General features: G+C 62.7%; 21 protein-coding genes. 9 read left to right on the plus strand and 12 right to left on the minus strand.

Features of this window, described 5'->3' with window-relative positions; translation table 11 throughout:
* Positions 1-82: 82 nt before the first annotated feature.
* From J5J06_07155 to J5J06_07170, 4 genes are all read left to right on the plus strand, one after another.
* Positions 83-2,020 carry an acetoacetate--CoA ligase gene (locus J5J06_07155; protein MCO6436847.1) on the plus strand — a complete coding sequence of 646 codons (1,938 nt, stop codon included), beginning with the start codon at positions 83-85 and terminating at the stop codon, positions 2,018-2,020.
* A gap of 185 nt (positions 2,021-2,205) precedes the next feature.
* On the plus strand, positions 2,206-2,946 hold the full coding sequence (locus J5J06_07160) for a hypothetical protein (protein ID MCO6436848.1): 741 nt from the start codon (positions 2,206-2,208) through the stop codon (positions 2,944-2,946).
* A gap of 202 nt (positions 2,947-3,148) precedes the next feature.
* Positions 3,149-3,889 carry an outer membrane lipoprotein carrier protein LolA gene (locus tag J5J06_07165; protein ID MCO6436849.1) on the plus strand — a complete coding sequence of 247 codons (741 nt, stop codon included), beginning with the start codon at positions 3,149-3,151 and terminating at the stop codon, positions 3,887-3,889.
* Between the two features lie 149 nt (positions 3,890-4,038).
* Positions 4,039-5,310 (plus strand): PQQ-binding-like beta-propeller repeat protein, encoded by a 1,272-nt coding sequence (locus J5J06_07170; protein MCO6436850.1) that lies wholly within the window; start codon positions 4,039-4,041, stop codon positions 5,308-5,310.
* On the opposite strand, the gene J5J06_07175 is transcribed toward J5J06_07170, so the two are convergent.
* From J5J06_07175 to J5J06_07185, 3 genes are read right to left on the minus strand one after another with little or no spacing between them, the layout of a single operon-like run.
* On the minus strand, positions 5,288-6,577 hold the full coding sequence (locus tag J5J06_07175; protein MCO6436851.1) for a TIGR03087 family PEP-CTERM/XrtA system glycosyltransferase: 1,290 nt from the start codon (positions 6,575-6,577) through the stop codon (positions 5,288-5,290). The two genes, J5J06_07170 and J5J06_07175, sit on opposite strands and share 23 nt — an antisense overlap.
* Before the next feature lie 20 nt (positions 6,578-6,597).
* Positions 6,598-7,701 carry a FemAB family PEP-CTERM system-associated protein gene (locus J5J06_07180; GenBank protein MCO6436852.1) on the minus strand — a complete coding sequence of 368 codons (1,104 nt, stop codon included), beginning with the start codon at positions 7,699-7,701 and terminating at the stop codon, positions 6,598-6,600.
* The gene (locus J5J06_07185; protein ID MCO6436853.1) at positions 7,691-9,097 is read right to left on the minus strand and encodes a phenylacetate--CoA ligase family protein; all 1,407 of its coding nucleotides are present in this window, start codon (positions 9,095-9,097) and stop codon (positions 7,691-7,693) included. Before J5J06_07185 ends, J5J06_07180 begins: the two co-directional genes overlap by 11 nt.
* Positions 9,098-9,459: 362 nt before the next feature.
* Between J5J06_07185 and J5J06_07190 the strand changes: the two genes are divergently transcribed.
* The 4 genes from J5J06_07190 (at position 9,460) to lexA (ending at position 14,416) form a co-directional block, all read left to right on the plus strand.
* Positions 9,460-9,825, plus strand: coding sequence for a hypothetical protein (locus tag J5J06_07190; GenBank protein ID MCO6436854.1), 366 nt, complete (start codon positions 9,460-9,462; stop codon positions 9,823-9,825).
* A 98-nt stretch (positions 9,826-9,923) separates the two neighbouring features.
* Complete coding sequence (locus J5J06_07195; protein MCO6436855.1) at positions 9,924-11,786, plus strand: endo alpha-1,4 polygalactosaminidase; 1,863 nt, start codon at positions 9,924-9,926, stop codon at positions 11,784-11,786.
* Positions 11,787-12,302: 516 nt separating this feature from the next.
* A complete protein-coding gene (locus tag J5J06_07200) occupies positions 12,303-12,932 on the plus strand; it encodes a hypothetical protein (GenBank protein MCO6436856.1) in 630 nt (209 codons plus the stop codon).
* Between the two features lie 848 nt (positions 12,933-13,780).
* Positions 13,781-14,416 carry a transcriptional repressor LexA gene (lexA, locus tag J5J06_07205; protein ID MCO6436857.1) on the plus strand — a complete coding sequence of 212 codons (636 nt, stop codon included), beginning with the start codon at positions 13,781-13,783 and terminating at the stop codon, positions 14,414-14,416.
* Positions 14,417-14,420: 4 nt separating this feature from the next.
* Here lexA and J5J06_07210 read toward each other — a convergent pair whose 3' ends face one another.
* The 7 genes from J5J06_07210 to folE form a co-directional block, all read right to left on the minus strand.
* Entirely contained in the window at positions 14,421-14,960 is a 540-nt protein-coding gene (locus J5J06_07210) for a lipocalin family protein (GenBank protein MCO6436858.1), read from the minus strand.
* 93 nt (positions 14,961-15,053) lie between these two features.
* Positions 15,054-16,022 (minus strand): alpha/beta fold hydrolase, encoded by a 969-nt coding sequence (locus J5J06_07215; GenBank protein MCO6436859.1) that lies wholly within the window; start codon positions 16,020-16,022, stop codon positions 15,054-15,056.
* Positions 16,023-16,379 (minus strand): hypothetical protein, encoded by a 357-nt coding sequence (locus J5J06_07220; protein ID MCO6436860.1) that lies wholly within the window; start codon positions 16,377-16,379, stop codon positions 16,023-16,025.
* 195 nt (positions 16,380-16,574) lie between these two features.
* The gene (locus tag J5J06_07225; GenBank protein MCO6436861.1) at positions 16,575-18,107 is read right to left on the minus strand and encodes an SDR family oxidoreductase; all 1,533 of its coding nucleotides are present in this window, start codon (positions 18,105-18,107) and stop codon (positions 16,575-16,577) included.
* A 71-nt stretch (positions 18,108-18,178) separates the two neighbouring features.
* Entirely contained in the window at positions 18,179-19,123 is a 945-nt protein-coding gene (locus J5J06_07230; GenBank protein MCO6436862.1) for a sigma-70 family RNA polymerase sigma factor, read from the minus strand.
* A gap of 123 nt (positions 19,124-19,246) precedes the next feature.
* Positions 19,247-20,137 (minus strand): fasciclin domain-containing protein, encoded by an 891-nt coding sequence (locus J5J06_07235; protein ID MCO6436863.1) that lies wholly within the window; start codon positions 20,135-20,137, stop codon positions 19,247-19,249.
* Positions 20,138-20,271: 134 nt separating this feature from the next.
* Positions 20,272-20,883: a GTP cyclohydrolase I FolE gene (folE, locus tag J5J06_07240; GenBank protein MCO6436864.1), complete on the minus strand. Its 612-nt coding sequence runs from the start codon at positions 20,881-20,883 to the stop codon at positions 20,272-20,274.
* Between the two features lie 261 nt (positions 20,884-21,144).
* On the opposite strand from folE, the gene J5J06_07245 reads away from it, so the two are divergent.
* A complete protein-coding gene (locus J5J06_07245) occupies positions 21,145-22,092 on the plus strand; it encodes a cobalamin-dependent protein (GenBank protein MCO6436865.1) in 948 nt (315 codons plus the stop codon).
* Here J5J06_07245 and J5J06_07250 read toward each other — a convergent pair.
* The gene (locus J5J06_07250; protein MCO6436866.1) at positions 22,061-23,488 is read right to left on the minus strand and encodes a hypothetical protein; all 1,428 of its coding nucleotides are present in this window, start codon (positions 23,486-23,488) and stop codon (positions 22,061-22,063) included. The two genes, J5J06_07245 and J5J06_07250, sit on opposite strands and share 32 nt — an antisense overlap.
* Positions 23,409-23,897, minus strand: a 489-nt coding sequence (locus J5J06_07255) for a hypothetical protein (GenBank protein MCO6436867.1), incomplete at its 5' end; no start/stop codon positions are given. The genes J5J06_07255 and J5J06_07250, both read right to left, overlap by 80 nt.

Raw genomic sequence — 23,897 nt, forward strand, 5'->3', positions numbered from 1 at the left:
TGCATTGACGCTCCCAGATCCTCGCCGAAAATGACCGATGGAGCGGATCACGCCGCTCATGGCCTGCTTCAAGGAATCCCCCATGCCCGCACACGAAATGCTATGGAAGCCCACCGAGGATCAGGTCCGTCGCTCGCAGATGTACGAACTTATGCAGACCCTGGCCGGCAGGCATGGCTTCGAGCCGAACTGGCCGGCGTTCCACCACTGGTCGGTGGTTCGCAGCGATCTATTCTGGAAGGAAATATGGGATTTCGCGGGAATCGAGGCCACCCGCCCCCCTCGCGCCATTCGCTTCGGCGACGGCATGCTCACGACACGCTGGTTTCCCGGCCTGGAGTTCAATTTCGCTCGGCACCTGCTCCGATTCGATGATGACCGGATCGCCCTGGCCGCGGAGGATGAATTGGGGCGCTCGAGGAATATCACCTACCGCCAGCTTCGCACCGACGTCGCCCGTGCTGCCTCCGCGATGCGCGGCGCGGGCGTGCAGCGCGGCGATCGCGTCGGCGCGTTCATGCCCAACGTTCCCGAGACGGTCATCGCCATGCTCGCCGCCGCGAGCCTGGGTGCGGTGTGGTCGTCCTGCTCGCCGGACTTCGGCATCGAAGGCGTGTTCGATCGTTTTGGACAGATCGAGCCCAAGCTGCTTATCGCCGCCGATGGCTACTACTACAACGGCAAACGGATCGATTCGCTCGAGCGCGTCCGCGGCATCATGGAGCGCATCCCCAGTCTCCAGCGCGCCGTGATCGTGCCCTTCACCCAGGATCGTCCCGACCTTGCCGGATTGAAGAACGCCACGCTATGGGGCGACTTCCTCGCAAGCGATACGACCCTGACTTTCGAACCCGTGCACTTCGATCACCCGCTCTACATCATGTATTCGTCGGGCACGACGGGCATCCCGAAGTGCATCGTACACGGCCACGGCGGAACGCTCATCCAGCACATGAAGGAGCTCATGCTCCACACCGATCTCCGCCGCGATGACACGATTCTGTACTTCACGACATGCGGGTGGATGATGTGGAACTGGCTGGTCAGCGCTCTGGGCGTCGGCGCCACCGTCGTGCTCTACGAAGGCAGCCCGTCGCACCCCTCGATGGATCACCTTTGGCAACTGGCCGAGCGCCTCCCCATCACCGTCTTCGGAACCAGCGCCAAGTACATCGCCGCGTGCGAAAAGGCGGGCATCGAACCGGCGAAGCAGCACGATCTTTCCAGACTTCGCGCCATCCTCTCCACCGGATCGCCGCTCACCGTTGAAAACTTCCGCTGGGTCTATCAGCATGTGAAAGCAGATTTGCAACTGGCCAGCATCTGTGGCGGCACGGACATCATCAGCTGCTTCATGCTCGGCAACCCCGTGCTCCCCGTCTACGCCGGGGAAATCCAATCGCTCGGGCTGGGGATGGACGTCAAGGCGTTCGACTTCAATGGAAGACCGGTCGTGGGGCAGAAAGGCGAGCTGGTATGCTGTTCGCCCTTCCCCTCTCAGCCGACGAACTTCTGGAACGACCCCGACGACGACAAGTACCGCAAGGCCTACTTTGACCGGTTCAACGGCGTCTGGCACCACGGCGACTTTGTGGAGATCACCGAACGCGGCGGCGTCATCGTCTACGGGCGTTCCGACGCCACGCTCAACCCCGGCGGCGTGCGTATTGGTACGGCCGAGATCTACCGGCAGGTTGAGTCCATCGGCGAGATCATGGACAGCGTCGTTGTCGGGAAGAACACCGCGGACGCCGACGTGGAAATCTGTCTGTTCGTCGTTCTCCGCCCCGGCGTGAACCTCGACGATGAATTGACCAGGAGAATCAAGGCGCGAATCGCCGAGGGAACCACCAAACGACACGTTCCCAGGCACATCAGGCAGGTGACGGCCATCCCCTACACGATCAGCGGAAAGAAGGTGGAACTGGCGGTCGCGCGCATCATCAACGGCGAGGACGTTCCCAACCGGGACGCCCTCGCCAACCCGGAGGCGCTTGCCCAATTCGCCGGGATCGTCTGAGGACCGGGTGCAACGGGACTGGACCTGACTGGATCCGACGGATCTCATCTTGCGATCAGATGCCCATTTCCTCTAGGATGCCCCCACGAGACCGGGGATTACCATCGGACGGATGATCAGAATCCCGAGCCAAATCCTGGGCGTGCACCGCACCCGGAGACCGATCTCTCTGCCAGGAGACCACAATGACGACCGCTTCCACACTCCTCCTGCTCACTCTGATTTTGAGCCCGCTTCAGACGGAGCAGGCGAAAGGCGATTCCGGCGAGCGCGATGCCGCAGCCGTCGCCTTGCTGCAGAATTCCGCCGAAGCCATGAAGAAATCCGAGGTGGTTCGATACGACGTAGAGCTTCGCGCCAGCGGCTGGTTGAAGGAATTCGTTCCGGATGTGGAGGGTACGGTCACCATCGGCAACCAGTCGAAATGGGAAATCGACCGCTTCCATTGCCGCGTTCGCATCATGGACAAGGACGGCAAGACCACGGAACGCGAAGCCGGCTCCAACGGCGATGTTTACTTCCTCGTCGATCCCGATACCAAGACAGCGTACGAAGACATGGACCCGCTGGTCCTCGGGCCTGACAGCCGCGCCATTCAGCGAGCCGTCATGTCCGCTTTCGCCTCGCCCGAGCCATTCAAGGAAGAGTTGTCGTCCAAGAGCATCACTCTCGGAAAGCCCGAGGAGATCGCCGGCGTCCAGTGCGATCGCGTGGATGTCGCCATCCAGGGGCGAAAAGACAGCTGGTACATCGCCCGATCCGATAGCCTTCCCCGGCGGGTGGTTCGACTCATTGTGCGGGAAGGCAATGAGGGCACGATCGATATGACCCTCCGTTCACTGGTCGTGGATCCCCAGCTCGACCGCGACCCGTTCACGCTCCGCGTGCCGGAGGGTTACCGAAAAACGAACGAGTTCCCAGAGTGATCGTGGACTTGTTCGTTACAGACGGGTTACCGTCCAATCCGCCTGCAACGTGGTTTCGTTGTTCAAATGGGCCAATCGATCAACGGGAGTCTTGCACGGCTCTTGCCGATTTTTTAGCCTAAGGCGCTGGTAAGATCGGCCCCAAGCGGGAGGCTGTCTCGGTTCGAACCAATCGTTGTTTTCGCCTCGGAGGTTGCAGTCCATGAAATCTCACATTCTTTGGTCCGCCCTTTTCCTGATCGGAATCGCCGTCAACACCAGCGCTCAAGAATCTGCCCCGCCGGCAAAGGCGCCCGAGTTGAGCACGATCGAGAAGGAAATCACAGCCGCCTGGAAGAAAGTCGACAGCTTCCGCGCCAAGGTGACCCTGGACGTCAACCTCCAGGCCAGCACGGGCATGTCGCAACACCTGTCCGAAGGAACCGTCGTTTATAGAAAGTCCGATGGAAAGGACCAGTACCGGCAGGAGTTAATTTCCAAGCACTTCTCTGCCGTGGACGGCGGCATGGTGACGGAAACCTTCACGACCGTCGCGGATGGACGCTACCTATACAATATGACCGAGAAGGACGGACTTTACCGCGGAACCAAGCGCGAACAGAAAAACTCGGGCATCGAATTGGGCGGTCAGGCCCTGTTCGACTATCTCGACGATAACTACCTCCTCAACGCTCAGCCCGAGGGCGAGCTTGACGGCCGACCAGTGTGGATCATAACCGGCACATCCATTGCCAGCCGCCTCAAACGCCATATCACTTTCTATATCAGCAAGGAGTGGGGACTGCTGCTGAAGCGGGAGGTGGAGAGCGCACGACCCGGTGCCGACCTGCCGGATTCCCTGCTCACACTCTCTGACATTGAGATGAACGTCAAGCCGGACAAGTCGCTCTTCGAGTTCAATCCGCCGCCCGGTGTTGACATTAAGGACAAGACGACGAGCTAAGCCGCCGCACGTTCCGAGGAACGACGCGAATTCGGCGGCCACCGACGATTGCACGAATCCACTGATCCCCCGGGCGGCACGATGGGCCGGGCCGCCTGGGCTTTCGGGACCGATGCGTCCCGCCCTTCAACAAGGAAAGGACTGGACCCATGCCCTCTCGACGACACTCCATCCGCTGGTCTCGTCTCTGGACGTCGGGCCTGGTTATCGCCGGCTTTGCCGGCGCGGCGCTTGCCGAATCTCCCGGCGAATCCGCCTGGCGGCAATGGGGCGGCACCAACCAGGATTTCAAGGCCTCGGCCGCGGGGCTCGCCGACAACTGGCCGGAGTCCGGTCCGCCCAAGGTCTGGGAACGAGAACTCGGTGACGGCTACTCCGCGATCCTCTTCGAAGACGGCGTCCTCTACACCATGTATCGCGCCTCGGAAGACAAGGAAGCGGTCATCGCCCTCAAAGCCGACACCGGCGAAACCGTCTGGGAATACCGCTATGAGTCCGCCGTGAAGGAAGGCCACGTCAAGGACTTCGGCTCGGGCCCGCGCTCCACACCGCTCATCGTCGAGGATCGGCTCTACACCATCGGCATCGCCGGCAAGATGCACTGCCTCGATAAGTTCACCGGCAAGCCGCATTGGCATAAGAACCTCTGGGACGATCTGGGCGGCAATTTCCTCATGCATGGCTACGCGTCCAGTCCCATCGCGTACAAGAACACGGTCATTGCGCTTGTTGGCGCCAAGGACCAGAGCATCGTCGCCTTCGATCAGAAGGACGGATCCGTGAAGTGGAAGTCGGCGAGCTTCGAGAACGGCTACTCGACGCCCCGCCTGTTCAGGATCGACGGCGAGGACCATCTCGTCACGTTCATGGCCACCGAGATTGTCGGGCTGGAACCCGCCACCGGCGAGATCAAATGGAGCTTCCCCCAGGAGAATCAGTGGAAGCAGAACATCTGCATGCCCACCTTGGCCTCCGGCAACATCCTGTTCTTCTCCTCACCCGATGCCGGCGCACACGGGCTGAAGATCGAACGTACCGGCAGTCAATACAGCGTCAGCGAAGTCTGGTCGACACGGAAAATTCAGTTCTATCACGTCACCTCCGTCGCCAACGGAGACTTCGTGTATGGCTGCACCGGCACCCAGGGCACATTCTTTATCGCCGCGGTGAACATGAAAACCGGGGACATCGCCTGGCGGAAGCGCGGATTCAGCAAGGCCAACGTCATCCAGGCCGACGGCAAGCTCATCATCCTGGACGAAGACGGGAATCTGGCTCTGGCTGCGGCAACGCCCGAGGACTTTACGGTCCTCGCCAAGTTCCAGCTATTCGATGACGTATCCTGGACGGTACCGACGGTCGCCGGGAAGTACCTGTTCGCGCGGGATAAGAAGTCGATCAAGGCCCTGAACCTGGGCTGACCAACTCACGTGTTTCGCGGGGGCCGATACCGGGACGCATCAAGCCGGGATGGTCGCCGTCAGGTTGAATCGTCCGTTGTGCGACCACACGATGCGGCTCACCGCCGTCTGTGAGGACTTCATCCAGCCGCGCGAGTTGCTCCGCCCATCGGAACTTATGGGCTACGAGCGCACGACCGGCTGCACCGATGCGATCGCGCAGGGTCGCATCCAGAAGCAGACGCACCACACGGACGGCGAAGTCCGTTGCCTCCGCCGCAATGCAGTAGTCATGATCGGCGCGCCCGTCGATTCCCTCGGCAGCGCCGGGCGTGAGCACAACCGGCACGCCCTCCGCCATCGCTTCCAGAACCTTGTTCTGCAGCCCTCGGGCGATGCGCAGCGGCGCGACACTCACGTCCGTCCGGCGGACCTCGGCCTGGACATCCGCGACCGCACCAACGACCTCCACACCGGGAAAACTCACCAGCCGCCGCACGGCGCGCACCGGACGATGACCGACGATGCGGAACCGTGCCTCGGGAAATCGGGCGCGAATCGCAGGCCAGGACGTGCGCACAAACCACGTCACGGCGTCGACATTGGGAAGATAGTCCATCGCCCCGACGAAGCCGATGACCGGACCGTCATCGTCGTGCGCACTTCGCGCGGCCACACCCCACTCGCCAAGTGTCACGCCGTTCCCCATGATTTGAACCCGGCGACGCAAGTGCAACGGCAGGTGCGAAGCCTCGGCTTCGGTAATCAGCAATGTCGCGTCGAACGCGGTAATCCAAGATCGCTCCCGGCGCCCAAGCCGCCGTCCCTCGATTTCATAAAGCGACGACATCAGACCTCGCCCGAACCGTGCGTAGTCCTGCCATTTCAGGCTGTCCAGATCGCACAGGTCGAGGATCCGCCGCCCGGCAGGAACGCCAAGCGCATAAGACGCCATGCTCGACGAATAGGCGAACACGGCATCAAACCTCGTGCGTGCGGACCACGCCGCCAGCGCTGTCCGCATGGCATGCGACCAGAAATAACCCTCCGTCAGCGTTCGCCCTCGAGCCAACGCAACCAAGGCCCGCAACTTCGCCCATGCCGGCCGCAATCGGACGACCTCCACTTCCGCGCACCAGCGCCGCAGGGAATCCACGTGCCGCCCGTCCTCGCCCCGGTCCGCAAACGCCGCGCACCAGATTTCGTGTTTTGTCGAGAGATGCTCGATTTGCCGGAATGCGCGAAGCTTGTCGCCCTTGTTTGGCGGGTAGGGGACACGATGGGCCAAGTACAGAATCCGCACGATTGTCACCCTGGAAAGTGCTTCGTCAGCCGGCCGCCGAGCGCCGTCGTCAACGCAAGTGGCAGGTGACGCCAAATGTGCCGTGCCAGGGCATACCGCCCGCTCGACGGGGACGACGCCGGGGCGTGCTCACCCGGAGGACAATAGGTCTGATACCCAAGCGGTCGCGGTGTAAAGCCCTGAAAGCGCTTGAAGTCACAACTGCCCGCGTTGTCGCGTCGCGACCGGCCGAAATCGAATGCGCGATACCCCTCTTCGACCGCCCGTTCCATCACGCTCATGTAGATGAAGTTTGCCGCGTGACAGACCTTGGCCGATGGCGTCGATCCAAAGAAATAGGGCATGACCCGATCGCCGTGGAGAAACGTCACCAACCCCGCCACCGGCTTCCCATCCCATGTCACCCTTGAAACCCAATGCCGACCTTCCGTTGCTTCCGCCAGCGCCTCAAAGAAATGCTTGGGATACACGGGCGAACCCAGCCGGCCCATGTTCTCCGCATACAACTGCCACACCAGATCGAGATGCTCCTCGCCGTGTGCGATCGCAAGCCCAAACCGCTCCCGCCCTTGCCGTGCCGCGGCCCGCGCCTTGCGCGGAAGCCAGCCCAACACCTCCTCAGGGCGACCCGGCAATTCGCGCTCGAATCCGACGTACCGGTCCGAGACTGCAAGCTCGTCGATCGACGCCTTCTCGCTGCGGAACTCCACGCAGCGGCAGGATAACTCCGAACACAAATCCCGAGCCGCTCGGAACAGCGCCCCCGCCGGTTCCACATCGTCCGCCAGAATCCCCCCGCCTACGGCATAGGGAACGCTGATCAACATGGAACCAAGGAAGAGACTCCGCACGTGAAACAACGGCAGGCAACCCGCAATACGTCCTTCTCGCATGGCAACCAGGTAGATGGGACGATGCTGGAACGACTTCTCCACTGCCCACCGCCAGCCCCAGGTGTGGAAAATCGTGCCATTGGGGTGACGCGCCACATACGCATTCCATTCATCGCAGCGAAGGTCATCGATTTGTTCGATATGCGCGCTGGCGACTGCACCGCGCGAATGCGCTCCGTCCCGGCATGGCGTAATGTCCAGCACCTCAGGCGCCATGCCCGGCTCCCTTCGCAAGGCCCGCCACACAAGCCGGTTCCCATGCGACTCGTCCCTGGGCTACCTCGGATCGCACGTACTGAAACTTCCCCGACGCCGACGCAGTGATTCGGTTGACAACCTCTACCCGAACAGGAATATCGCCTCCCACTGCCCGGCCAACCGCCGTCGCAATGGCCTCTCGATCCGGCGCTCCCCGTCCCTCCACGCCGGATACTTCCACCTGCACGACGTAATTCACACGCTGCCGGATGCGAAAAGCTCCCACGTCCTCACGCTCCCGCAGGGGATAGATCACCGCCAGCGCATGACGCCTCGTACCGTCCGGAAGGTGCACGAAATCCGTCGTTCGCCCCTCCACGACATCCATCAGCGGCAGCCCGCGCCCGCATGTGCACCGTCCCACTTGCAAGCGCCCTACATCGCCCGTTTGATAGCGAATCAGCGGCATTCCCAGGGCGTCCAGGTGCGTCACCACGATTTCGCCCGACTCCCCGGCCTCCACCGGACGCCCATCGCGCAAGATCTCAATGAAAACTTGTTCCGCGTTGATGTGCATGCCGCCGTCCGGGCACTCATGTGCGAGAAAACCCGCGTCGCGAGCGCCATAGCCGTCAGCCACGGGGCATTGGAAATAGTCCTCCAGGTTCTCGCGATCGTGGGGAAAGCACACCTCGCCGGTGACGAAAACCGCCTTCAGCGATTCCAGGTTGCCCGCCCTTCCGCGCGAGCGGCCGTAGTTCGCAAGCAGTGCGAGGCTACTCGGGTATCCAAAAATGCAATGTGGGCGAAATCGATCCAACTCGTCAAAGTACGCATCAAGGCGCGCTGGCGACATATCGAAGGCGCTGAGCAGCCGGTGGTTGAACAACCGGTCGCGCCACGCCTTGTACCGGTCCGTTCGGCGTAGCTCGATCGGCGAACCCCAAAGATACAACTCGCGATCGCCGAACTCAGCGCCGAACCAGCGATGGGTGCGGATTCGCGCTGCCTGGTCCGCGGCCTGTCGTCGCCGACAGACGAAGAAACGCAACGGCTCACCGCTGGAGCCTCCCGTATCAAATGGGTGAAGTCCCCCGGCAACCTCCGCCCAAACCATCTTCTCAATATTGGCGCGAATCTCGGCCTTTTTGAGAACTGGGAGTTTCAGGAGCACCTCGAATGGGTCGTCTCGCAATACATCCACACCCGCTTGCGCGAATCGATCCCGGTAGAACCGGGTGTGACGTGCCGCGTGGTTCAATAACGCCCCCAGCTTCTCGCCCTGAAGCGCCCGGATCTCGGCCGGAGACCGCCACTGCGATGCCTCCAGCTCGGCCGCCAGGCGCAGCGTCGGCCGGCCAAGCAACCGCTCATGCACGGGCAGGAGAACCTGTCGAGCCAGGATGCCGAACATTCACTTCCGTTCCAGGAACCTCGTGCGCGTACCTACCGCGCATGACGCCACCATCCCCTTCCCGTCGATTACTGCCCGTTTTATCGGTAGAAGAACTGACGCAATTTGGCTGAGCCGCGTAAAACGCACCGGGGTGACGGTACTGGTCACCTGGCCTCCCAAACCTCTGCTTAACAATTTCTTAACAGCTCACGGCATACGCCCCACCGACGGATTCACTATGCTCATGGGTCTCTCGACCCCCCGGGGCCGCCAACAAGACCAAAGATAATGCGCAGGAACGCATCGATCGGTCAGACGGCGCGCTCCGTTTCCTGGTACCACCCGGCGTCGCCACCGTTTCCCCCGCTGCTGTCAGCGTCTTGAATTGCGCCCGCGATCCCGCACTCGCCGCAGCCTTCGTTCGCTACAACCTCACGGAAGACGGACAAAAGCTCTGGGGCCTCCGCACCGAGAAAGGATCGGTAAACTCCTCCACCCTCTACCACTATCCGATTCTCCCTGCGATCCACGAGGAATTCAGCTCCGATCTGGCCATCAGCGAGAATCCCTTCACGATCGACTTGGGCCGTCACGTTGATCTGGGACAGTCCCGCGCTCAGCTTTCCGCGCTCGAACCGGGCCAATCCTGCCATCGGTCTCCCCAGTACGAGTCCGACCAGGTACTCGACGAATGGACTCAGCGAATGAGGACCCGCTACCAGCAGGTCGCCGACCAGGTCCACTGAAGCCCCGGCGCTCGAATCTCGCGACTTCGCCCCCAATCGAGTTGCCATTCCGGCAATTTGCCGCGATCATGCCCCGTCTATTCGAGAGGAAGGGCCTGATGCATTCAATCGTTCGTCGTGCCACCGGGGGCAGAGCCTGTCCGCTTCCCGTTGTCGGAATTACTTTGCTCGCCGCCGCGCAGGTCCTACTGTGGACGTCCGGCGCCTGCACGCCCTCAGCACCACCGGCCGGCAATGACAACACCAATGCCAACGACAACATCAACTCGAATGACAACATCAACTCGAACGACAATGACAATGTCAATGACAATAGTAACGACAACACCGCCGACAAGTTGCTAACCGTCGCGGCCATCGGCGACTACGGCGACGACGACGACAACACCCGCGCCGTCGCCGACATGATCAAGAGCTGGAACCCCGACTTCATCATCACCGTCGGCGACAACGACTACAGCGACGGCGCCTACCGCGGCACGTTCGAGGGCCTGGAGCTGGCCATCGGCCAATACTTCCACGAATTCATTGGCAACTACCTGGGCGATTCCGGCCCCGGCTCCGCCGAGAACCGCTTCTTCCCCACGCCCGGTGACCACGACTGGGGCGATACCTGCGACGATCCCGACGGACTCGACGACTACCTCCGCTACTTCACCCTCCCCGACGACTCCTCCGGCAACGAGCGCTACTACGACTTCGTCCGCGGACCGGTCCACTTCTTCTCCATCCACAGCCTCGAAGGCTGCGAACCCGACGGCGTCACCCAGGACTCCGTCCAGGGCCAATGGGTGCAGCAGCGTGTTGCCGCCTCCACCTCCACCTTCAAGATCGCCTACTTCCACGAGCCGCCCTACTCCTCGGCCGACCGCCATGTCGATGAGGGCGCCCACATGCGCTGGGACTGGAAAGACCTCGGCTTCGATCTGATCCTCTCCGGCAACGATCACGTCTACGAGCGCATCGTTCGCGACAGGCTGACCTACATCGTGGACGGCCTCGGCGGCGTGGACATTCACGGCTTTGTCGATACCCCACAGCAGGGCAGCGCCGTCCGCTTCGCTGATGACTACGGCGCCCTTCGCATAGACGTGTACAGCAATCGGCTGGAACTCGCGTTTCTCACCGTGGGCGGCATGACCGTTGACGAATTCACCATCATGGCCGCCGGCTCGAACGGCGAAGAGCTCGACCCCGACGTCCCGCCCGTCACCCAGGGCGACTGGTACCGCCCCGGTGTGTCCGCCACGTGGCAGTGGCAGCTTCAGCCCAACGCCCAGGGCGACATCAACACCGGCTACGGCGTGGAAGTCTACGACGTGGATCTCTTCGACGTGTCCGACGAAACCCTCGCCATTCTCCGCAGCGCCGGCCGGCGGGTCATCTGCTACTTCTCCGCCGGGACCTACGAAGACTTCCGCGACGATGCCGACGAGTTTCTCCCCGCCGAGCTCGGCAACACCCTCGAAGACTTCGCCGACGAGCGCTGGCTGGACATCCGCTCCTCCAACGTCCACGCCATCATGCGCCGCCGCCTGGATTATGCCGTCGAACGCGGCTGCGACGGCGTCGAGCCCGACAACGTCACCGCCTTCACCAACGACACCGGATTCGGCATCACCGCCCGCGACCAGCTCGCCTTCAACCGCTTCCTCGCCAACGAGGCCCACGCCCGCGGGCTCGCCGTCGCCCTCAAGAACGACCTCGAACAGATTCCTGACCTCGTCGACTACTTCGATTTCGCCGTCAACGAACAATGCCACGAGTTCAACGAGTGCGACGCGATGCAGCCCTTCATCGACGCGGGCAAGCCCGTCCTTAGCGCGGAATACGCCGACGATTTCGTCAACGATCCAGCCGCCCGCGCCGCCATGTGCGCCGACGCCCTCGCGTCCAACCTCCGCACGCTGGTGTTACCCGTCGACCTCGACGACGCCTTCCGCTTCTCCTGCGACGAATAACCGTCGCGCCCGCTCTGCGGGGCACTCTTCGTAGGGTGCATCCCCCGACGCACCTCTTACGCAAACGGTAGTTTCCGCCCCGCGGACCACTCTTCGCTTGTGTGCCATGTCCACGCCTCGTGGACATGCTCTCACCCCGAAGGGGTACAAGACAGTAGTCTTGTACGGAACGTCCCCGACGCACCTCTCACGCAGACGGTAGTGTCCGCCCCGCGGACCACTCTTCGTAGGGTGCATCCCCTGATGCACCTCTTGCGCTTCCTCACCCCGAAGGGGTGCAAGACAGTAGCCGTGGGCAAGCGAAGCGCCGCCCACGGTTCGCACGCCCAACCATCCCCCGACCCCGAAGGGGTCGCACAGCGGCCATGCGCCACCCTCACCGCGTGCGAGAGTGCGAGAGCCCGAATTCCCGCACCTGTCCTCCGAATCGCGTGGTAGAATATGCAGCGGAAATCGCGCCGATTCCGTTCACCCCCGCTGCCCCGAGTGCGGCCGGGAAGTAGAGGAAATCAAGCCATGAGGCCTAATGTGGGGCGATGGTTACGAAGATTCCTCTTCGCCGGAATGGCGACAGCCGCCGCGGCGGTTGGCATCGTCACAGCTATCGCGCATTTCCCGCACGGCTTGGTCAACTGGTCCACCGGTTGGGCGTACGAATCAGAGAAGATTCGCATCGATGCCGCGCTCTCCACGGTCCTGGACGACTCGTACATCTCGATTCTTCGATACCAAGGTCCTTGGGATCACGCCGACCTCCGCATCGGAAAGGGGCGCATGGCATTCAGTTGGCAGGCTGCGACCGCCACAAAGGAAACCTACGACTGGGATCTCAAGGCAGTCGGATTTCGCGTCCGCCGAGCCGTTGAAAAGCCCAAACTGCGATGCGGCATGGGATTGGGTTCGCTATCCCTGGAGGAACAAGAGCGGCGACGGACTAACCGGTATGTAATCGCGCTGGCCTGTCCAGCGTGGTTCCCATTCGTGGCGCTGACTACTTATCCAGCTTTCGCGATTTGGAGTTACCTGCGCACCCGCCGCCGTCGCCGACTCGGCCTCTGCGTCAAATGCGGATACGACCTCCGCGCCACACCGGACCGCTGCCCCGAGTGCGGGACGGAAGTCCATGGCCAATCAGGCACGGCGTAGCGTCCAAATCCCCCGCGCCTCCGACGCACCACTTTCTTGTGTGCCATGTCCACGCTTCGTGGACATGCCCTTGAGCAGTGAATTACGCGGTTCGCATGCCTCCAACCGCCCCCGCTCTCACGCTATCCCACGATCGAGCGCCCCATCGCGCAATTCCTGCGCCCCCGCCTGTGAAAATTGCCTCCACACCCCAACCCCATCCGGCCGATACCACAACCCGTAGCGTTCAAGGCAACGCGCACCACAACAGAGCCCGCCCGGCGGAGCCAGGCGCCTCTCTCTCAGGGAGCTCGCCATGGTCCGAAATTGCTCACCGATTTCACTTGACGTTGGGTCGTTGTTAGGATACTATTTATCCGAACAGATATCGAACCGGCAGGCGCCGGTTGCCGCTGGCACGGATCGCCCGCGGCCGCGCCTTCACGGTTCAAAATCAGGACCCGGAGCAACAGGGATGTTCTTCCGCTTCCGAAAGCCGCGACCCCGTCGCGAATCCGATCGTCCGCTTCCGCTGTTCGTCTTCGGCCCCGGCGGCGATTTCCGAGACGCCTGGGTCACGGAGAACAGTCCGGAACAGGACCACCCGACGGGAACCGGCCGCGACCTCGGCTTGAGGCCCGCCAAGAGGGCGCCGAACCTGCGTCGCGTTCCTCTCACCGCCCATCCGCTGGCCCCGGCCCTGGCTTCCGGGGCGGTCGCGGGTTGGTGGTCCCGGCTGGCGGGAAGTCTGGTCGCCGTGGTTCGAGAGAATCGCCGTAGGCTCGCGCTCAGCGCGTTGCTGGCGAGCGGGCGGCTTCCATTGGTGATTTGGAATCGGGCGGGTTGGACCCGCCTTCTGGAGCACGGTTATGGCACGAACGCGCAAGACGGAGACGGACGATTCGCTTTGCGTTACTCCCCGGCAGATGGAAATCCTGCGGATGATTCGCGACGGCCGGCGGGCCAACGGCTATTCGCCGACCCTGCAGGAGATGGCCGACGAACTCGGCATCAGCAAGATCACCGTGTTCGAGCACGTCGAGGCGCTCCTCGAGAAAGGCATGCTCACGCGCCGGTCCAACAAGGCTCGCTCTTTGGAGTTGACGAACAGCGCCCGCCTTCCCGATGAGCGCCCCACGCTGCTGCCCCTTGTCGGGCGGATCGCCGCCGGCCGCCCCATCGAAGCCATTGAAACATCCGACGCCGTCGACCTCGAGCAGCTCTACAACAGCCGGCACCCCGTCGGCGTCCTCACCGTCACGGGCGACAGCATGATCGATGAGCACATCTGCGAGGGCGACCTTGTCGTCTTCGAGAAGCGCTCCAACGCCCGCAATGGCGAAACCGTCGTGGCCCTCATTAACGGCGAGGAGGCCACGCTCAAGAAGTTCTATCGGGAGAAGGGCCGCATTCGCCTGCAACCGGCCAACAGCCGATACCGCCCCATTTATCCCACCGAGGTCGACATCCAGGGTGTTGTCGTCGGCGTGATCCGGAAGCTGTAGTTCCTCATTCCGTCGGCTGCTCGACAAGTATCAGCCGCGACGGATCGTAATTCTTGTCGGGAAGCATGTCGTAAATGTCGGCGAGAATCTGCTCGTCCAACTGCGGCGTGCGGCTGAGAATCCAAAGGAAGTTTCGGCTCGGCTCGCCCACGACCGCCCACTCGTAATTCTCGTCCAGGGCGATGATCCAGTAGTCGCCCTCGAAAAGGAAAAAGAAGCTCACGCGGAGTTTGGCGTTGGTCTCTTCGTCCACGATGCGGGCAATGCCCTCTTGGCTGCGGACCGATCCGTCCAGGTCACCCTGCCGGCACGCGTTAAGAACCGTGATCTTCCCGTCATCGCGAATGGTGTACTCGGCCGTCACACCCACGCAGCCGCGCTCGAACGTGTTCGGATAACGGGCAATCTCGTACCACTTGCCCGCATACCTCACGGGGTCGACGTAATCGACCACGGCCAGCGGAGGGAACGACATTCCGCAGCCCCCTGTCATCATGCACCCGAGAACCAACGCCATCTTCAATTGAAAAATGCTTCGCATCATGGATTCCAGTCGGAGCAACCGGCCACCATTTTCCTGGGGATCGAGCCCGGCCGGTGTTAACGCGGCTCGACCAAACCGACTACGACGAATGTCTCAAGGATTCTGTTTGAGAAACAACAATAACGCGGAGTTAAACTCGCTCGGCCGCTCCTCCATCGGAAGATGTCCGGTCATCGGAAAGACGACCAGCGCCGCACCCGGAATCTCGTCCGCCAGCGCCTGTCCCGCTGAAAGCGGGAAAAACGGGTCGTTTTCTCCCCACAGAACCAGCGTGGGAACCGCGACCTCGGCAGGATCAAGATCGGCCATCGGTCCGTCCCCAGCCGCGAGCAGCCCGCGAAACGCCCGGTCGAATCCCTCGACCCGAAGAGGGCGAAGGTATCCTTTCACCATGTCCGACGTGACCGTAGCCGGATCGTAAACGGCCGACTCCAACGCTCCGCGGATATTCCGCTCAGTGAGAAACAAACCGCGGATCAGCCACTCGGCCAAGGGACGGAACAGCGGAGGGATCGACGGAGCGCCTGCGTCGCTTGCCGTCACTCCGCCGTCAACGAGGACGAGCGAGCGTACGCGATCCGGGTTCTGCAAAGCGAGTGTCAACGCCACTCCGGCACCATAGGAGTGACCCACAACGTGTGCCGTCGGGCACTCCAGCTTGTTCATCACGCCCAGAACCAGATCGGCCTGGCCTCGCAAGCTGTACGCGCTCTCCTCTTCCGGCCGCTCTGTATAACCGAAGCCGTTGAGGTCGATGCCCAGGGCGCCGAATTCCTTCGCCACCTCGGGAAGTACCTCCCGCCAGGAGAACGTCGATGCTCCGAAGCCGTGAATGAAGACGACGGGTTCCCCCTCTCCGGCGCGTTCGACGTGGACCCACTGCCCATCGATCAAGAGAAGTTCCTGCGGCGGAAGCGTAGCCAGAACAGAGGCGTAGGGAATGGTCATTCCGCATCCCGCCGCTAGCACAAGTACCGGCAGAAACGCCAGAATCCCCCACTTGGGGCCAGGGACCCCTCGCCGTACCCTCGCTGTCCCGTCACCCAGAAAGCGCCCGATCATCTAAGTGAGTCCCCCTTCCCCTTTGGGCATGCAGGCCAACGCCACGTAGTCCGGCCGATCGCTGATCCGCTCGTGCCGAAAGCTCCGCACGATCTCTCCGTCATGGACCAGGAAGACGCCCTGCTTTTGTCGCGTGTTTCCCATGGGCAGACCCGCGCCATGCCCCTTGACCAGCGCCGTGCGTATGGCCTTTGCCCACATGGTCGGACTGAGCAATTCACCAGTCGAGAGCTCTTCCAGATCGAAGGCCTTGTAGAGCCGCGCGTCAGGGTCTTCCACGAAATGTTGCGCCGACAAGCCGAATTTCTGCGACACTTCTTCGGTGTCGGACGCCGACCCCATGTGCACGATAATCAACTGCGTTCCCTGTGCCTCGATCTTGTCTCTAACGGCCGAGACCTCGGCCAGCGCCTCGCGGCAGAACGGTCAGCCCATATGTCGAAGAAACACGATCAGGAGCGGCTGACGGCGGGAAAGCTCCAGGAGGGAATTTCCCTCGCGAGTCGCAGACTTCGCCAAGATGCCCGCCACTTTGCCCATGGTGATCCCTGCTTACGCCTGTCCCACCGCCGGCTCGACGGACCCACCAACCTGAACGCGATTCTCCGTAACCTGTCCGGATCGGGCGTAGCCCTCGGCGGCCTCGCGAATTCCATCGAGCATCCCGCTGAAGACGATTCCGTGCAGCGGCAGGACGGAGTACCAGTACGCCAATCCGGCAAGGCCGTGCGGCTTGAATCGCGCCGTCTGATGGAGCCGGCATCGCTTGTCGCCTTCGCTCTCAATGCGGAACTCGAGCACCGCCTCGCCGGGCAGTTTCATCTCCGCCCGCAGCTCCAGCAGTTGATTGGGCTTGATGGCCGTCACACGCCAGAAATCAAGTGCTTCGCCGAATGCCACGTTTTCCGGATCGCGCCGCCCCCGTCGCAACCCGGGTCCGCCGACCAGGCGGTCCATCCACCCGCGAATCTGCCACAACCGATCCGCCGCATAGTACCCGTGCCCGCCGCCGATCCGGCAGATGGCGTGGTACACGTGCTCGGGTGACGCATGAATCTCCGTCACGCGGTGATCGACGAACACCTTGCCCCCGGCCCAGTCGGGGTCGCCCGGCATGGGCCCGGCCGCCGACCACGTCGTTTCCACGCTCCCGGCTTCCCGCTTTCGAAGCGCCGCTTCGATCGCTTCCCGCGACGTCAGCAACGTCTGCGGCATGAGCCTCGCCGCTTCGTCGTTGCGACAGACCATGCGGTTTCGCAGGCCGTCGGCCAGGGGACGCGCGATGCGGTGGCTCAGCGGTGTCACCAGGTGAATCCAAAGTGAGCTCAGCCGCGGCGTAAGCACCGGAACGGGAAGCACCACGCGGCGGCGTAGCTTGAGGGCATCGGCCATCGTGTCCATCAGTTCGCGGTAGGTCAGCACGTCCGCGCCGCCGATGTCCAGCGTTTTCCCTGTTGTCTCCGGAACGTCCAGGCAGGCCACGAGATAATGCAATACGTTTCGTATGGCGATGGGCTGACTTCGCGTGTTCACCCAGCGCGGCGTGACCATCATCGGCAAACGCTCGACGAGGTACCGGAGAATCTCGAATGACGCAGAGCCCGAGCCGATGATCATGGCCGCGCGAAAAACCGTGACCGGTACATCGGTCGCCGCCAGCGCCGTTTCCACTTCCCGACGCGACGCAAGATGCTCGCTGAGGCCGTCGCCGATTTCGCCGAGTCCGCCGAGGTAGATGATGCGCTCGACGCCGGCTGCTTGCGCCGCGTGGGCGAAACCGAGGGCCAGGGTGCGATCGCGCCGACGATAACGCGATCCGACCGCGATCATGGAATGGACAAGATAGTACGCGGCGTCACAGCCCCGCATCGCGTCGGTCAAGCGCGACACGTCGCCCACGTCCCCGGCGACAATCTCGACACGCGGATCCGAGTACCAGGGCCGCCCTGAAAGCTTCTCCGGCGTCCTTACGAAGCAGCGTACGAGATGACCCGCCTCGATCAGTCGAGGAACCAGCCGACCTCCGACGTAGCCCGTCGCCCCGGTAACGAAAACCGTCTTGTCCTGTACAGGTTCAGTCGTCATGGCAATGGCTCCTTCATTCCGTACTCGTAGGGCCTTGAAGAAGTGTATTCTTTTGCCGGTCGCGGACAAATCTACGCCGCGAGAATGCAGCAAGGTCCTGCGCCGGCGGCCGCACCGCCTGAAGAGGTCGCGGCGAAATCCGGCCCGCCAGATACGCCCCGACGGCGGTGGTACGGTGTCGCGCCGTTCGGCGATGAAGAGCCATCGACGGCCTCCCTGCGTTCTCCAACGAAACGCTCCATACTCGCCCGGAGCTTGCCGATCGCCAGTAGCTGAATCTGCCGCACGCGCTCCTTGCTCAGGTTGAACTTCTCCCCGATCGATTCCAGCGTCTCCGCCTTCTCGGTCGGTGCGTGCAACATCCGCCTTTCGATCACGAAACGCTCGGTCGCGGTGAGTCGCGCGGTGTTCTCGCGGAGCACCTTCCGCAGGCGGGCGACCATCTCCTGGGTATCAAGATCTGACTGCAACATCGCGACCATCGATCGTGGGTCGACCTCTTCCTTCAGCAGATCGAACCGGCCCATCCGCCGACGCGTCTTCTTCGCCAGCAGCAGATAGCTACGCAGGATGGACGTGCAGGCGTACGTGCTGAACTTGTACCCACGCCAGGGGTCAAAGTGCAGAACGGACTGCACCAGCGTCCAGAATCCCTCGCTGTTGAGGTCGTCCGAGTCAACATTGACGACGTGCGCCCGTCGTCGCATTTCGTAGACCAGGCCGATGTTCCGATCGACAAGGAATTCCTGGATCCTCTGGTGCCGCTCCAGGGCGTGCTGCAGGTCGACCGCTCGCCCGCGTCGCTGTGCTGCAGCCGCTTCGAACGCGCAGCCGTGCATCGCCTTGAACAGCACCGCCTCCCCCCGGGCATCGAGCTCACACCCGGAACGCATCAGGACTTCCGCCTCTTCCAGCCATGCCCGGCGAAGTCGCCTCGAGTGCAGCTCGGGATGTTCCGGGTATGCTGGCACCGTCGTCTGATTCGGCCTGGAGTTTGACGTCGTGCTGTTCTTCATGGCCGTCTTTCCTTTCCGTTCTTGCCATAATTTTGGGAGCCTGTGGCCGCCCCGGAACCGACAGGGTTCCGGGACGACCACGTTCGGCCCCCCGACCGCCGCGGATCCGTCAACGTGCCGCAACTACGGCACCATGACGGCATCAATGACATGAATCACACCGTTGGTTGCGCGAATGTCCGTCTTGATCACCTGGGCGTTGTCCACCTTCACGCCGCTCGACGTGTCGATCGGCAGTGACTTGCCCTGCAGCGTCTTGGCAGTCTTGAGCGTGGCGACGTCCGCGGCCAGCACACGCCCCGGAACAACGTGGTATGTCAACACGGCCTTGAGCTTGCTCGGATCGGCGAGCAGGGAATCGAGCGTGCCCGCCGGCAGGCGGCTGAACGCGTCGTCCGTCGGCGCAAAGACCGTGAACGGACCGTCCCCGCGCAGGGCGCCGGTCAGCCCGGCCGCCTCCAGCGCGGTCAGCAACGTCTTGAACGAGCCGGCGTTGCGTGCAACCTCCACGATGTCCGCTTGCGGCAGCAGCACGGAGTCAATGACGTGGATGACGCCGTTCGACGTTTCGATGTCCGTCTTGACCACGTTCGCGGAACCCACGCGAACGCCGCGCGAGGTGTCGATCGCCAGCGACTGTCCCAGTGCCGTGGTAGCCGAGTTCAGCTTCACGACGTCCGCCGCAAGCACGCGACCCGGAACCACATGCTGCAAGAGCACCGCCTTCAGTCGATCCGGGTTGGCCAGGAGCTCGTCCAGCGCACCCTTGGGCAGCTTCGCAAAGGCCTCATCCGTCGGTGCGAACACCGTGAATGGACCGGAGCCCTGCAGCGTCTCGACCAGGTCCGCCGCCTTCACCGCCGCCACGAGCGTGTCGAAATCCCCGGCAGCCACCGCCGTCGAGACGATGTCCTTCTTTCCACCGCAGTCGCTCGCCACGACCGGAGCACTCGACAGGGCGAGACCCAAGCCGCAAGCCACGACACCGACGATCTTCGAATTCAGATTCAACATGATCCTCTCCTTGAAATCACCGTCGCACGGGCCGACCGCTCCGCCTGCTGACCGCCAGCAGTGCGGGCCAAAAAGCCCCTCAACGATGTCGGTCCAATTCCTCAAACACTCTCGAAGCGGTCGTTGAGCAACGCTCAGCGCCCGCCGGTAATCAGAGACATTGCCTCCGCTCGCAGGGCGGCGTCTTCACGGAACGCCCCGCGTACGGCTGACGTCACCATGACACTGTTGGGCTTGCCCACGCCGCGGATCTTCATGCAGTAGTGCTGCGATTCGATGACGACCATCGATCCGCGGGCATGAAGTTGGTCCATGAGCGCATCCGCGACCTGCCCGGTCAGCCGCTCCTGGACCTGAGGCCGCCGCGCGAATCCCTCCACCACGCGAGCCAGCTTGGAGAGTCCGACAACCCGATCTGAAGGCAGGTAGGCGACGTGGGCTTTGCCGAGGAAGGGAAGCAGGTGGTGCTCGCAGACGGAGGCGAAGTCGATATCGCGAAGCAGCACCATCTCTTCATAAGGCTCGTCGAACGTACGCGTCAGATGACGCGTCGGGTCCTCCCGCAGTCCGGAGAAGACCTCGCGGTACATCCGGGCCACACGCGCCGGTGTATCCCGCAGACCATCCCGATCCGGGTCTTCGCCCATTGCCTCCAGGAGGTCGCGCACGGCCTGTTCCGCACGATCAACATCAAACGCGCGGGTTACCGTACCGCCGTCCGTGGTCCGCTCCCGGCGAGTCGACATCAACTCGAACATGGCCTGCCTCCAATAGAAATCGTTCAAATCGTTCATGAGGATTATCGTTCGCCAGGCTCGTCCTGTCAATAGAAAATCGTTCAAAACGATCAGACTTCCGGCGACAAGGGCGAATTCATCGTAACCTATTCATTGGCAATACTTAATGGTCATCGCTGAGGCAGAAGTGGAGCGCCGGCCGTGGAATTCTCGTGACAAATCGGTACACGACACACTAGAATCGTGCAATTCGTTCGCCCGGAGGCCTGAATGAAAGAGACACTGACACCAAAGCAGGTCGCCCGCGCCATCGGCGTGAGCGAGGCTTCTCTTAAACGATGGTGTGACAAAGGTTTACTACCGACGACGCGGACGCTCGGCGGACATCGCCGCCTGCCCTTGGCCGGTGTGATCCAGTTCATTCGCGAGCAGGGCCACGAAGTCGTTCGGCCTGAGGTGCTCGGTCTGCCCGTAACTTCCGGCCAAGGCACTCTGGCGCTGGCACGTGCCGCGCGAGGCGTGCGCGAGGGACTGGCTGAGGGAGATGAGGAGAGGGTTCGCGGGGCGGTATTCAATCTCTACCTCGCACAGCATCGGCTGACCTCGATTTGCGATAACGTACTGGCCCCGGCCATGGCGGAAATGGGCACGAGCTGGGAGCATGGAGACGCGGAAGTCTACGAAGAGCGGCTGGCGTGCGAGATCAGCTTGCGGCTGCTCCACGAGTTTCGCCTGATGCTTCCGACTCCCCCGCTGAGCGCACCGCTGGCCATCGGCGGAACGCTCTCCACTGATCCTTACATGCTGGCCACGGCCATGGTCGAGGTCATCCTGCGCGACGCCGGCTGGCGTGCGGAATCACTCGGCGTGGGTCTTCCCACCGAAACGCTGCGCGCCGCCATCGCACAGCGACGGCCGCGTCTGGTCTGGTTCAGCCTCTCGACGCCCGAGTCCGTGAATGAACTGCGTGGCGGCTGGAGTCATATTCGTGCCGAGGCTGAAAGCGTCGGCGCGCTCGTCGTCGTGGGCGGGCGGGCACTCACGGACCGTGATTACGAAGGTCTCGAGCAAGCTGTCCGTTGCGACAGCGTGACCGGCCTCGCGTCGCTCGCCCAGGCCCTGCATGCCCGAGAGCGTAACGGTAACGATCCGGCAACGCAGTCAGGTAACGGAAACCACACGCCGCCTATGGAATCGGCGCATCCTGCGGCGGATTAGCCTCCGCGTCCGGCTGATTCTTCATCTGCTCAACAACCGACTGCACTGATTCGCGAAGCAGGCCGACGAAATCACCATCCTTGGTCGGCTCGGCTTTCCCGAGCACGGACAACGCCTCCTCCGGTTCTCCGGTGGCGAAGCAGACGTAGGCCAGCAACGCCCTTGCATCCGTCTCATTTGTCGACTTGTCCACGTGGGCCCTCAATGCTGCGAGCTGCCCTTCGAGCGTGTCGCGGTCCGGGTAGAACTGCCGCCAATCGACCGGCGAAGCGATCAGGCTGGGAGCGCTGTTGAAGACCCCGTGCAGGGCTGTCATGGCAACGCCGTACTCTCCGCGGGCAAATCCAGCCATTGCATAGAACAGCTTGGCGTAGGGATCGTTCCCATCGGCCATCATGGCCTCGAAGTAGTACCGTCCCGCATTTTCGTAGTCGCCGCGGAAGAAGGCCTGGTGTCCCATGACGATGGTCACCGGCTCCTGATACTGCTCCCCGGCAACCTGATCTTCCGGGGCGCCCGTATCGTTGCCCGGCGCGACCTGACCCGCGGGCTCGCGCACCGCGCCGAAATCACTCTCGTTGCCCTGCGGCGAGATCTCGACGCTGTCCGGAGGTGACAGATCCGGCTCAACCGGAAAATCTTCGGGCGAGGCTTCGGGCGCGACCGTCGCCGCGTCGGGCTGGCCGTAGTAGTAGACAGTGTCGTGGTACTCCCGCTCGATCACGGGCTGCTCATTGTAGATCGTGGTCGGCGCGTAGGACGGCGTCGCATAGTAGCCGAAGCCGTATCCATACGGAGCATACGAAGCCCAATACGACGGATACCAGGGGTTGTAATAGTCGGCGTAGTGACGGCTGTAGGGCCGGTACACCACGGCATAATTGTCGTAATAGCGATCCCCATAAGAAAAGTAAGCGCCGAAATACGGAGCCACGTAGCCGCGAGGACCGTAGCAGGAGACATATCGGCGATGTCCGTAGCGGTAGCGCGGCGCCGGGTGCCGGCCAATGTTGATGTTGATGCCCAGGAATCGATCGGCGCGATCCCCGCGGCGGCCGTAGGTTCGCGGATAAAACGAGTGCCGGCGTGTCGCCCGGGCTCGGCTTCGTTCACTCGGCGGAAGAACGTATGAGCGCTCATTCCCTTTGTATGTCGGAACGCTGGAGCGGACACGATTCGGCGTTCGCGGACTTGTTCCAGGCGTTACTCCCCCGACGCTCGCGCGTGGCAGCGTGCGTACGCTCCGCGCAGCGTTGCCAGTCCGCTCGTAGTCCGACGGGCGAATCCGCTTGGTTACCCGGCCTGGCGCGGCGCGATCATAGCCGGAGGATCGGCGAACGGGTGAAGCCGCGCTTCCGGTGCTGCGGCGGACAGGGCTGGTGCCGGACCGCGTCACCGACGGCGAGATCGAGCGCGTACGTGGTGTCGCCGGCCTGACACTCCGCTCGATCTTTCGCGACGGCGTGTAGGACGAGCGCGGCACGACGTACCGGGGGGAAGCCGTCGAGCGCCGCGTCGGAGTCGAAGAACGCTTGGTCGCGCGCGGGATCGAGGATCGGGTTGTCGCCCGCGGCGATACGGTACGCGAGGGACTGATGGATCGCGCCCGCGGCGCGTTGGAATAAGACCGGCGTGTGGGCGCGATGCGCCGCGTCTTTACCGAGCGCGGCGCGGGGGCACGGTACGTCGGCCGGGAGGATCTCGAAGGGAAGCCCTGCCACGGCATCGATCAGGTCCACATTGGAACTGTCGGGCCGGATGCGGCGTGAGGTGAAGAACAGGGCATTGCCGTCCACGCTGATCAC

The organism is Phycisphaerae bacterium (assembly GCA_024102815.1).
GTDB lineage: Bacteria > Planctomycetota > Phycisphaerae > UBA1845 > UBA1845 > JAGFJJ01.

Bases quoted from the DNA above. Each gene is read 5' to 3' on its own strand.
- J5J06_07235 (MCO6436863.1), bottom strand. From the start codon at position 20,137: ATGTTGAATCTGAATTCGAAGATCGTCGGTGTCGTGGCTTGCGGCTTG.
- J5J06_07195 (MCO6436855.1), top strand. From the start codon at position 9,924: ATGCATTCAATCGTTCGTCGTGCCACCGGGGGCAGAGCCTGTCCGCTT.
- J5J06_07215 (MCO6436859.1), bottom strand. From the start codon at position 16,022: ATGATCGGGCGCTTTCTGGGTGACGGGACAGCGAGGGTACGGCGAGGG.
- J5J06_07210 (MCO6436858.1), bottom strand. From the start codon at position 14,960: ATGATGCGAAGCATTTTTCAATTGAAGATGGCGTTGGTTCTCGGGTGC.
- J5J06_07185 (MCO6436853.1), bottom strand. From the start codon at position 9,097: ATGTTCGGCATCCTGGCTCGACAGGTTCTCCTGCCCGTGCATGAGCGG.
- folE (MCO6436864.1), bottom strand. From the start codon at position 20,883: ATGTCGACTCGCCGGGAGCGGACCACGGACGGCGGTACGGTAACCCGC.
- J5J06_07160 (MCO6436848.1), top strand. From the start codon at position 2,206: ATGACGACCGCTTCCACACTCCTCCTGCTCACTCTGATTTTGAGCCCG.
- J5J06_07170 (MCO6436850.1), top strand. From the start codon at position 4,039: ATGCCCTCTCGACGACACTCCATCCGCTGGTCTCGTCTCTGGACGTCG.
- J5J06_07155 (MCO6436847.1), top strand. From the start codon at position 83: ATGCCCGCACACGAAATGCTATGGAAGCCCACCGAGGATCAGGTCCGT.
- J5J06_07165 (MCO6436849.1), top strand. From the start codon at position 3,149: ATGAAATCTCACATTCTTTGGTCCGCCCTTTTCCTGATCGGAATCGCC.
- J5J06_07180 (MCO6436852.1), bottom strand. From the start codon at position 7,701: ATGGCGCCTGAGGTGCTGGACATTACGCCATGCCGGGACGGAGCGCAT.
- J5J06_07225 (MCO6436861.1), bottom strand. From the start codon at position 18,107: ATGACGACTGAACCTGTACAGGACAAGACGGTTTTCGTTACCGGGGCG.
- lexA (MCO6436857.1), top strand. From the start codon at position 13,781: ATGGCACGAACGCGCAAGACGGAGACGGACGATTCGCTTTGCGTTACT.
- J5J06_07245 (MCO6436865.1), top strand. From the start codon at position 21,145: ATGAAAGAGACACTGACACCAAAGCAGGTCGCCCGCGCCATCGGCGTG.
- J5J06_07200 (MCO6436856.1), top strand. From the start codon at position 12,303: ATGAGGCCTAATGTGGGGCGATGGTTACGAAGATTCCTCTTCGCCGGA.
- J5J06_07230 (MCO6436862.1), bottom strand. From the start codon at position 19,123: ATGAAGAACAGCACGACGTCAAACTCCAGGCCGAATCAGACGACGGTG.